Raw genomic sequence first — 10,491 nt, 5'->3', positions numbered from 1 at the left:
GCTGGCCGCGCAGCTCGCGCCAGCGGGTCACCGTCGCCGCGGTGGCGGTGACCAGCAGCGTGGGCAACGGCAGACCCGAATCCAGCAGCCGGCGGGTGACGTCGGCGTCGGTGACGGCATTGCGGACGATCAGATCGCGGGCCCGATCGCTGCGGGGATCCAGCCGCCGGGCACCGAGGTCGGGATCGTCGCCGTCGAGCTGGGACGCCCAGAATTGCGCCGTGTCCAGCCGCCGCGCCCGCGCGGTGAGCGCGTCGGCCCAGCGGCGATAGCTGGTGTGTTCGCGAACGGGCGCCGGCGAGTGGCCGGTGGCCGCGGCCGCCAGCGCGGCGCCGAGTTCACCGAGGATCACTCGCCACGACGCGGGGTCCAGCGCGACGACGTGCGCGGCCAGCAGCAGAACGCTTTCCCCGGCGGGCGGTCGAAGCCACACCGCGGACAGCAGCGTTCCGCGTTCTGGGTCCACGCGCTCGACGGCCTCGGTGACGCGGGCCGGTACCGCCGCGGCCAGATCGCCGCTCACCTCAACCTCGTTGAGTGCGTTGCGAATATCGGCGCCGGGGTTGGGTACCAGGGTCATGGTGGAGCGGTCCACCCGGGTGCGCAGCACCTCGTGGCCCTCGATGATGCCGGCCAGGGCCGCTTCCAGCTGTTCGCGGCGCAGCGTCTCGGGCAATCGGATGGCTTCGGTCTGGGCGAGCCTGCGCGGGTCGCCGTGCTCGTAGAGCCATCGGCCGTTGGGCAGCAACGGCATCGGTCCGGTACCGGTGTCCGCCTGCCGGGCGGCGGCCGTGGTCTCCGAGTCGATCGCTTCGGCCAGTTCGCGGACGTTGCCGCACTCGAGGATGAGCCTGGCGCGCAACGCAATTCCGCGTGCCCGGGCCGCTTGCACCACCGACAACGCCATGATGCTGTCCAGGCCCAGCTGCAAAAAGTCGGCGGTGACGTCGATGCGCGATTGGCCGAGCAGCTCGGCGAGCAGCTCGGCCAGCGCGGATTCCGTGGGCGTCTCGGGCGACGCCGCGCCGGCTTCGGATTCGTCGGCGTCGAATGCGGCCAATGCCGTTTCGTCGAGTTTTCCGTTGGGGGTCAACGGAATCTCGTCGACCACGATGATGCGCTGTGGAACCATGTAGCGCGGCAGCCGGTTGCTGAGCATGCTCCGCAACTCGGCGGCCGTGGACCCTTCGGTGGCCGGGTCGATCGCGACGTATGCGGTGAGCCGCGCAACGCCTCGGCGTTGCCGTACCAGCACCCCGGCGTGCCGCACGGCCGGATGTGATTCGAGGGCGGCCGCGATCTCGCCGGGTTCGACGCGGTGGCCGCGAATCTTCACCTGGGCGTCGGCTCGTCCCACGTATTGCAGTGAGCCGTCGGGCAATCGGCGCACCAAATCGCCGGTGCGATACATCCGTTCTGCCGCCGCGAACGGGTCGGCGACAAAGCGTGCCGCGGTCTCCGGGGCGCGGCCCAGATAGCCGCGGGCCAGCTGGGCACCGCCCAGATACAGTTCGCCCGTCGCCCCGCAGGGCACCGGGCGCAGCGCGGAATCCAGTACGTAGCCGCGGGTGTGCCGGGTCGGGCGTCCGATCGAGGGCTCGTCGTACTCGGCGATGGTGGCGACCACCGCCTCGACCGTGGTTTCGGTGGGCCCGTAGCAGTTGTGCGCCGTCATCGAGGTGGTGTCGCAGGTGTTGCGGATCCGCGCCCAGGCCGCGCTGCCCACCGCCTCGCCGCCCAGCGCCAGCACGGTCAGCGGCGCCTCGGTGAGCAAACCGAACGCCTGCAGCTGGGCAAACATCGACGGGGTGGTGTCGATCATGTCGATGCCCTGCGCGGCGATCAGCGCGACCAGCGCCTCGGCATCGGTCTGGGTCTGCTCGTCGACGACATGCACGACGTGCCCGTCGAGCAGGCCGACCAGCGGCTGCCAGGCGGCGTCGAAGGCGAACGACCATGCGTGGGCGATGCGCAGGGGCCGGCCCAGTGTGGCTGCCGCGGGCCGCAATACGCGGTCCAGATGATCGTCGGCGTAGGCGCCCACCGCGCCGTGAGTTCCGATGACGCCCTTGGGTTCTCCCGTCGTGCCGGAGGTGAACACGACGTAGGCGGCCTGCGCGGGTGGAACGTCGACGGCGTCGAAGTCGTCGTCGTGCGGTTCGCCGGCCTCGAGCAGCTTTTCGGTCAGCTCTTCGTCCAAGACGATCGACGCGCCCGATTGGCGCAAGATCGAGTCGATCCGTTCGGGGGGCATGCCGGGCTCCATCGGCACGCACATGCCTCCGGCTTTGAGCACGGCCAATAGCGCGATGATGTAGTGCGGCCCTCGCGAAAGTTTGAGAGCCACGGGTGTTTCGGACTTGACGCCCTGTCGGGCGAGTCGCGCCGCAAGCCGGGTGGCGTGCCGGTTCAGCTCGCGGTAGCTCAGCGTCCCGCCCGCCCAGCTGATAGCCGGGTTGTCCGGCGTCCTGGCCACGACGTCGGCGAAGCGGGCGTGGATGCTCAACGGCGCCACCGGTTTCGGCGTTGCGGTCGCGCCCAGCGGGCCGTCCTCATCGTCGAGCAGGACGCTGACCTCGCGCAGGGGACGCTCCCAGCCCTGCAGCAGTCGCTCGGCGGTGGTCAGCACGCGGCGCCCGAAGGTGGCGGCGGGAACCGCCCCCAGCGCTCCGTCGATCGCTTCGATCAGCACCACCAGCTCGCCGCCTTCCATGTGGGCGGCGATGGCGATCGGGAAATGCGACAGGGTCTGCAGCGCGGACGGCCGGAATGTCGCTCCGCCGGCGGTCAATTCGCCGCCGGCGGTCAGGCCGTCCATCGGAAAGTTCTCGTAGACCAGCAGGGTGTCGAACATCTCCCCGACGCCGCCGAGGGCGCGAAGTTGGGCATGCCCGAGATAGCTGTGTTCGCGCAGCAGCGCGGCGGTGCGCTGCACGGCGCGGCACTGGTCGCCGGCGGAGGCGGACGGGTCGAGCCGGACCCGCAGCGGCACGGTATTGATGAACAAGCCGACCATGGTCTCGACGCCGGTCAGTTCGGGGGGACGGCCGGACACCGTGACCCCGAACACCACGTCGTGCGTATCAGTGAGCCGCGACAACACCAGCGCCCAGGCCATTTGCATCAGGGTGTTGACGGTGACGCCCCGGGAGCGGGTGTCGTCGACCAGCCGCGCGGTGGTTTCGGCCGGCAGTCGCAGTCGGGTGGTGCGCGGCAGCCCCGGTTGCTGGCCCTCGCTCGTGTCCATGGATCCCAGGGCGGCGGCGAGCAGGGTGGGGCCCGGCAGGCCCGCCAGGTGTTCGCGCCAGACCCGTTGGCTGGCTTCCGAATCGCGGCTCGCCAGCCAGCCGATGTAGTCGCGGTAGGGCCGCGGGGCGGCGGGCAGCGCCGCCGGATCGCCGCCGGCCTGGTACAGCATCATCATCTCGTTGACGAACACCGGCAGCGACCAACCGTCGATCACGATGTGATGGGCGGTGAGTACCAAACGCCATTGCTCGCCGGGCAATTCGATCAGCAGGAAGCGGATGGCCGGCCCGTGCTCCAGATCGAACGGTCGCCGCCGTTCGCCGATTTCCAGCGCCGCTACGTCCCCCGGCGCGGCGACGATGAGCCGCCAGGGCAGCTCGACGCGGGACGGCACGATCTGCACCGGTCGCGGGATCCCCCGGCTGAAGAAGCTGGCCCGCAGGTTCGGGTGGCGCACCAACATCTGCTCCGCGCAGTCGCGCAGCAGTGCGACGTCGAGTGCGCCGGAGATGTCCGCGGCGATCCCGATGACGTACGGGTCGTCCGCCTCTTCGCCATCGGCGAATTCGGCGAGCGTGGTCAGCGAATACAAGCCCTCCTGCAGCGGGCTCAGCGCCATGACGTCTTCGATGTCGGGCGCGACATCGGTTTTGGCGGCCGTCACGTCGTGCCTTGGCGTGACGACGACCAAAGCTGCGTCACCGCGGCCAGGTCCGAGGACGACAGCCCGGAGGTGCTCATCGGCTCGAAACGGGTATCGGCCGCCGGCTCTTGCTGCTCGATGCCGGATTCCGCGTCGCCCAGGGCATCCAGCGCGGCCGCCAGCTGCTGCACCGTCGGATTCTCGAAGATCATCCGCGGGCTCACGGCCAGGCCGGCGGCCCGCGCCCGCGAGGCGAGCTGCACGGACAGGATGCTGTCACCGCCGAGGGCGAAGAAGTCGTCGAAGCGCCCGACCTCGGGGGTGGACAGCAGTTCGGCGAACACCTTGGCCAGCGCCCGTTCGGTGTCGGTGCGGGCGGGTTCGGTCTGACCGCCGGTGCTGACCGCCGGCCGCGGCAACCCGGGCCGGTTCAGCTTGCCCGATTCGGTTTTGGGCAGGGCGTCGAGCACGGTCAGCGACGACGGCAGCATGTACCCCGGCAGCGTCGTGGCGATGGCGGCGCGCACCTCCCCTGCGAAAGCCGCCTTCTCGGCGTCATCCGAGATAGGCCGTTGCGGCACAACATATCCGGCCAGCGACGTGCCGCCGTGCACCTCCCAGGTGCGAGCCGCCGCGGCGGCGACACCATCGACGGCCGCCAGGGCCGACTCGACCTCGGCCAGCTCGACGCGGAAACCACGCACCTGCACCTGGTGGTCGGAACGCCCGACGAACTCCAGCTGCCCGTCCTCGGTCCACCGGGCCAGGTCGCCGCTGCGGTACAACCGCGAACCCGGCTCGAGTCCATAGGGATTGGCGACAAAACGGGTGGCGGTCAGGCCGGGGCGTTTCCAATATCCCCGAGCCAGCTGGTCACCGGAGTAGTACAGCTCGCCCACCACTCCGACGGGCACGGGACGCAGCCCATCGTCGAGCAGATAGGCCTGCGCACCCGGGACGGGCCTTCCGACAAGCGGATTCGGTGGGGCCAACGGCCCGCGGGACACCGCACCGGACGTCTCGGTGGAACCGATGTTGTTCAACAGCTGGGTGCCGCCGTCACACTCGTCGGCGCACACCGACACCAGCCGCGCCAGCAGCGACGCGCTCACCGGTTCGCCGCCGCAGACCAGCCGAGACAGCGACCGCACGGCGTCGGGCCGGCTGTCCACCAGGGCCGAGACCAGGCTGGGCACCGCGGTGACCTGAGCGACCGAGTACCGGTTCATCAGGTCCCCGAGGGCCTCCGGGTCGCGGTGTTCGGCGTCGTCGGCCAGGATCATGGTGGCGCCGGCCGCCAGGCCGGCCAGCATCTCCATGCCGCCTTCGAGGAAGGTGATCGAGGCCTGCGCCAGGCGCACGTCGTCGGTGCGCGGCGGGTAGTGGCGCAGCTGCCAGTCGAGCCGGGCGGCCATCGAACGATGCGTTCCCACTGCCCCTTTCGGCTTGCCGGTGGACCCGGAAGTGAACACCAGGTACATCGGGTCATCGGGGTGTGGCGCCCGCGCATTCCTCGCCTGCGGATCGACGTCGTCGCTGTTGACCAGGGTGCGTACCTGGGGATCGTCCAGCGAGATCAGCTCGACGCCGGGCACCTGCGGCATGGTGTCCGTCGCTTCGACGGTCGCGATCACGACCGGCGGCGCGACGTCGTCGAGCATGAATTGCTTTCGCGCCAGCGGATAACCGGGATCGATGGGGAAGTACCCGGCGCCGGCCTTCATGATGGCCACCAGCGCCACCACCAGATCGATGCTCCGCCGGGTCGACAATCCAACCAGCGTGCCCGGGCCCACGCCGCTTCTGATGAGCAGGGCGGCCAGATTGTCCGAACTACGGTGCAGTGCAGGGTAATCGATGCTGTCGCCGCCGCAGCGCACCGCGATCCGGTCGCTTCCCCAGGCGCGGCTGGGTTCGAGCAATTCCGGGATGGTGCGCGGCCGGTCGTGCGGCGGTTGCTCGCCGCGGCTCCAGTCGCGCAGGATGCGGTCTTGCTCGCCGGCGTCGATCAGCTGGACGTCTCGCAAAGTCTGATCGAGGTCGTCGGCAAACTCGGTGAGCGCCCGGGTCAGCCATCCGGCCAACCGCTCGATGGTGGTCCTGGCGTAGAGCTCGGTGCGGTAGATGAGATTGCAGTTGTATCCGATGTCGCCGGAGCCGTCGGTGCCGAAGAAGTTGACGCTCAGATCCGCATGCGCCATGTCGAAGATGGGGTCGAGCGAGGTGCACACGGTGTCCTGCTCGCCGCTGCCGGCCGCCGCGGTCTCGATGACCCGGGTAGCGGACAGGTGATCCCGCACGTGCACCACGACCTGGAACAGCGGGTTGCGGGACAACGAGCGCACCGGGCTGACGCTGTCGACGACACGGTCGAACGGCAGGTCCTGGTGGGCGTAGGCGGCCAGGGCGGTCTCCCGGGCCCGCTTGAGCAGTTCGCGCAACGTCGGGTTGCCGTCCATGTCGTTGCGCAGCACCAGGATGTTGACGAAGAATCCGATCAGCTGGTCCAACTCGGCTTCGGTGCGACCCGCGACCGGGGTGCCCAACGGAATGTCGGTTCCGCCACCGGCTTTGTGTAACACCACGGCGACGGCCGTTTGCAGCAACATGAATTCGGTGATGCCCAGCTCGCGGCACAGCTCGCCGAGCTTGGCCCGCGTCGCCGCGTCGATGTGGAAGTCGACGGACTCGCCCGCACCGCTGGGCACGGGCTGGCGGGGGAAGTCCGGACGCAGCCCGGTGTCCTCCGGCAGACCGGCCAGTTGCCGGGTCCAGTACTCCCGCTGGTCGGCGGAGATCGCGGATTCCTGCCCGCCGGCGTCGCCCAGGAACGTGCGCTGCCACGCCGCGTAGTCGGCGTACTGCACCCGAAGCGGGGCCCAGGATGGCGCTTCTCCCCCGCGCCGGGCCCGGTAGGCCGTCATCACGTCGGAGAACAGCACGCCCGCCGACCAATGGTCGGACGCGATGTGGTGCACGACCAGCGACAGCACGTGTTCCGCGGTGTTCTCGGTGCGCAGCACCGCGACCCGGATCGGCAGTTCGGCGTCCAGCTCGAAGCAATGGCACCGTTCGATGTCGAGCTGCTGCTGCAGCCAGGCGTCGTCGGGCCCCTCCTCGCGGCGCACCGGGATTTCGACATTGGCCGGACCCACCACCTGGTAGGGCACACCGTCCAACTCGACGTAGCTGGTGCGCAGGATCTCGTGCCGGGCAACGACATCGCCGACGGCGGCGATCAGCGCACCGATGTCCCACGGCCCGGTCAGTTTCGCCGCGAAGGGAATGTTGTTGACCCGACTGGGCCCGTCCACGCGGTAGGCGAACCAGCTGCGCAGCTGGGACGCCGACAGCGGCATGGGCTCGTCGTGTGCGGTGGTGATCAGCCTGGGCCGCGACGGCGTCAGCTCGCCGGCACTCAGCTGGTCGATCCGCTCGGCCAACGCCCCGACCGTGGCGAGTTCGAAGACGTCGCGGATGCCGATCTCCACACCACACTCGGCGCGGATCGCGGTCACCAGTTTGGTGGCGACCAGCGAGTGGCCGCCCAGATCGAAGAACGAGTCGTCGACGCCCACCCGGTCGTGTCCGAGCAGTCCCGAAAACAGTTGCGCGACGCGCTGTTCGGTGGGAGTCGTCGGGTCGCGGTATTCGGTGGCGGCCGCGATTTGTGGTTGCGGCAGCGCGGCGCGGTCGATCTTCTGATGCGCGGTGATCGGAATCTGGTCGAGCACCACATAGGCGGCCGGGGTCATGTAGTCCGGCAGCGCGGCGGCCACCCGGGCGCGGATGCGCTCGACGTCAACCGATTCCGTGCCGGCGCCCTGGGCCGGCGTCACGTATCCCACCAGGCTCTTGCCCAGCTGGGGCAGGTCCATGGCCAACACGACCGCTTGTCCGACGCTGGGGTCCACCGAGATCGCGGCCGCGATTTCGCCCAACTCGATGCGGAAGCCGCGGATCTTCACCTGCTCGTCGGCGCGGCCGACGAACTCGATGTCACCGTGGGCGTTGCGGCGGGCCAGGTCTCCGGAGCGGTACATCCGCCCGCCCGGCGTGAACGGGTCGGCGACGAAGCGCTCGGCCGTCAACTGGGGCCTGCGATGGTATCCGTGCGCGACATGCGTTCCGGCGATGTAGATCTCACCGATCACGCCGACGGGAACTGGCTGCAGGGCATTGTCGAGCAGATATACCTGAGTGTTGATCTTGGGTCGGCCGATCGGCACCACCCGGGTGCCCTGGGTGCCTTCCACCGGGTAGCTGGTGCAGTTCACCACGGTCTCGGTCGGCCCGTAGAAGTTGTACAGCGACGCGTCGAAGGTGGCGTGGAACTTGTCGGCGATCTCACCGGGCAGGGCCTCGCCGCCGATCGGCACGCGCCGCAGCGTCCGCCACTGGCTGACGCCCGGCAGGGACAGGAAGAGCCCCAGCAACGACGGCACGAAGTGCATGGAGGTGATGCCTTCGCGGGCCAAAAGATCGGTGAGATAGCCGATGTCGCGCAGCCCGTCGGGCCGCGGAATCACCAAGCGGGCCCCCATGATCAACGTGCCGAAGATCTCGCCCATCGACACGTCGAAGCTGGGCGAGGCGACCTGCAGCAGCCGGTCGGTGTCGTCGATGCGGTATTCGTCGCCGAACCAGACGAAGTACTCGGCGATTGGCGCGTGCGGCACCGGCACACCCTTGGGCAGCCCGGTGGAGCCCGAGGTGTAGATCAGGTAGGCGGTGTTTTGCGGGCTCAGCGGCCGGATCAACTTCGCGGGCGCGGTGCCCGGATAGCGCGCGGCGTCGGAAACCGGTTCGCGCAGCACCAGTTTGGCGTCCGCGTCGTCGAGAATGAAGCTCAGCCGGTCCTCCGGATAGGTGGGATCCACCGGCAGATAAACCCCGCCCGCCTTGAGCACCCCGAGCGCGGTGATGACCAATTCGGGCGACTTGTCCAGCAGCACCGCGACGCGGTCTTCGGTACCGATCCCCTGCTCGATGAGCCAGTGCGCCAACCGGTTCGACTCTTCGTCGATCTCTCGGTAGGAGTAGGCACGCCCCTCGTAGACGACCGCAACGGCATCCGGCGTCAGACCCGCCCGGCGGCTGACCAGGTCGGGCAACGTGCTGGCCGGTGTGACGAACTCCTCGCCGGTCGACACCGCGCGCAGCCACTCGGCGTCTTCGGCACCCATCAGCGCGCACGCCGACAGCTTCACGTCGGGGTCGGACAGCACGCCATCCAGCAGGGCGGCGTAGTGGCGTAGCAATTGCTCGACCAACTGCTGGTCCATCACCTCGACGAGGTATTCCGCCTCGATCACGCCACCGCCGGCGCCGTCGGGTGTCCGGTCCAGCTCGACCATCAGGCTCAACGGCAATTGGTTGAAATGGCCGCGCAATTCACCGCGTTCGCAACGCACGCCCGGCGGGCAGAAGCCGCGGCCATCGGGCTCCCGCTGCCCGAAGCTCACCCGGGTCATCCGGTCGGCGCCATGCCGGCGATCGGGATTCGACTCGCGGACCAGCCAATCCAGGTCGGCGCGCGAATGAGCGAAGGCGCCCACCGCGCCGTCACGGGTTTGGCTCAGCAGCTCACGGAACGTCTGGTGCGGCTGCGGGCGCAGCCGGATCACCACCGTGTTGCCGTGGTAGCCGATGACATCCTCGGTGCCCACGCCGCGGTTGAGCACCGGGGCGGCCACCAGGAAGTCGGTCGACTGGGTGTAGCGGTGCACCAGGGCGGCGAAGGCCGCCATCAACACCATGTACGGGGTGGCACCCGTGTCGCGGGCCAACGCCGCGGCCCGGTCGACGGTGTCGGGCGACAATTGCGCGACCGCGCGCTGCGCGCGCCAGGTCGTGGGCACGACCGAACCGTTGGGCCCGGGAAGCTCGAGTGGCTCCGGCAGGTCGGCCATCAGCGGGCGCCAGTAGTCCAGATCCGCCTGACGAACGGCGGCCGCATCCACCGAGATGCCCGGGCGGACCTGCCCATCGGCGAAGGCATCGGGGTCGGTGTAGGCGCGAGTCAGATCCGCGAAGAACGGTGCCCACGAGCCGTCGTCCCAGGCGATGTGATGCGCGGTGATCAGCAGCATCAGCTCGTCGTCGGCCAGCCGCGCCACCGTGACCCGCAGCGGCGAATCCTTGCTCAGGTCGAATGGGCGGCGAAAGTCGCGCTGCGCCAACACGTCCAGCCGCAGCCGGCGCGCCTGGTCGGTCAGCCCGGCCAGGTCGTGTTCGGCCCACTCGGGCCGCAGGTCCTCGCGAGTCACCGGATGCGGATCGCCCTCGGCGTCGCTGGCATACGTCGTGTGCAGCACCGGGTGTCGCGCGGCGACGGCGTCGACCGCACGATGCAGCTGTGCGATGTCGACGGTGCCGGACAGGCGGTAGGAGACGCAGATGTTGAGCAGCGCGCTGTCAGGATCGACTGACTGCACGAACCACATCCGGTGCTGGCCGACCGACATGCGCGGCCCGTCGTCGGCCGACGCGGGCGCCGCGCCCGCCGTCCTGGCCAGGCCGCGTTCGGTCAGCTTGCGGCGCAGCAGTTCCAGGCGTTCGTCGTCGAGCCGGGTGCTGACGCCGGTGGTGTTAGTCAC

2 protein-coding genes are annotated in these 10,491 nt (G+C 69.6%); both read right to left on the bottom strand.

Features of this window, described 5'->3' with window-relative positions; all coding sequences use genetic code 11:
* Positions 1–3,913: non-ribosomal peptide synthetase (locus tag A5659_RS23890; protein ID WP_067184739.1), on the bottom strand; the 3,913-nt coding region annotated here is incomplete at its 3' end.
* A complete protein-coding gene (locus A5659_RS23885) occupies positions 3,910–10,491 on the bottom strand; it encodes a non-ribosomal peptide synthetase (protein ID WP_067184734.1) in 6,582 nt (2,193 codons plus the stop codon). The genes A5659_RS23885 and A5659_RS23890, both read right to left, overlap by 4 nt.

The sequence above is a fragment of the Mycobacterium sp. 1165196.3 genome (genome assembly GCF_001673415.1).
In the GTDB taxonomy this organism is placed as follows: domain Bacteria; phylum Actinomycetota; class Actinomycetes; order Mycobacteriales; family Mycobacteriaceae; genus Mycobacterium; species Mycobacterium europaeum_A.
This window is presented reverse-complemented; position numbering and strand designations above follow the sequence as displayed.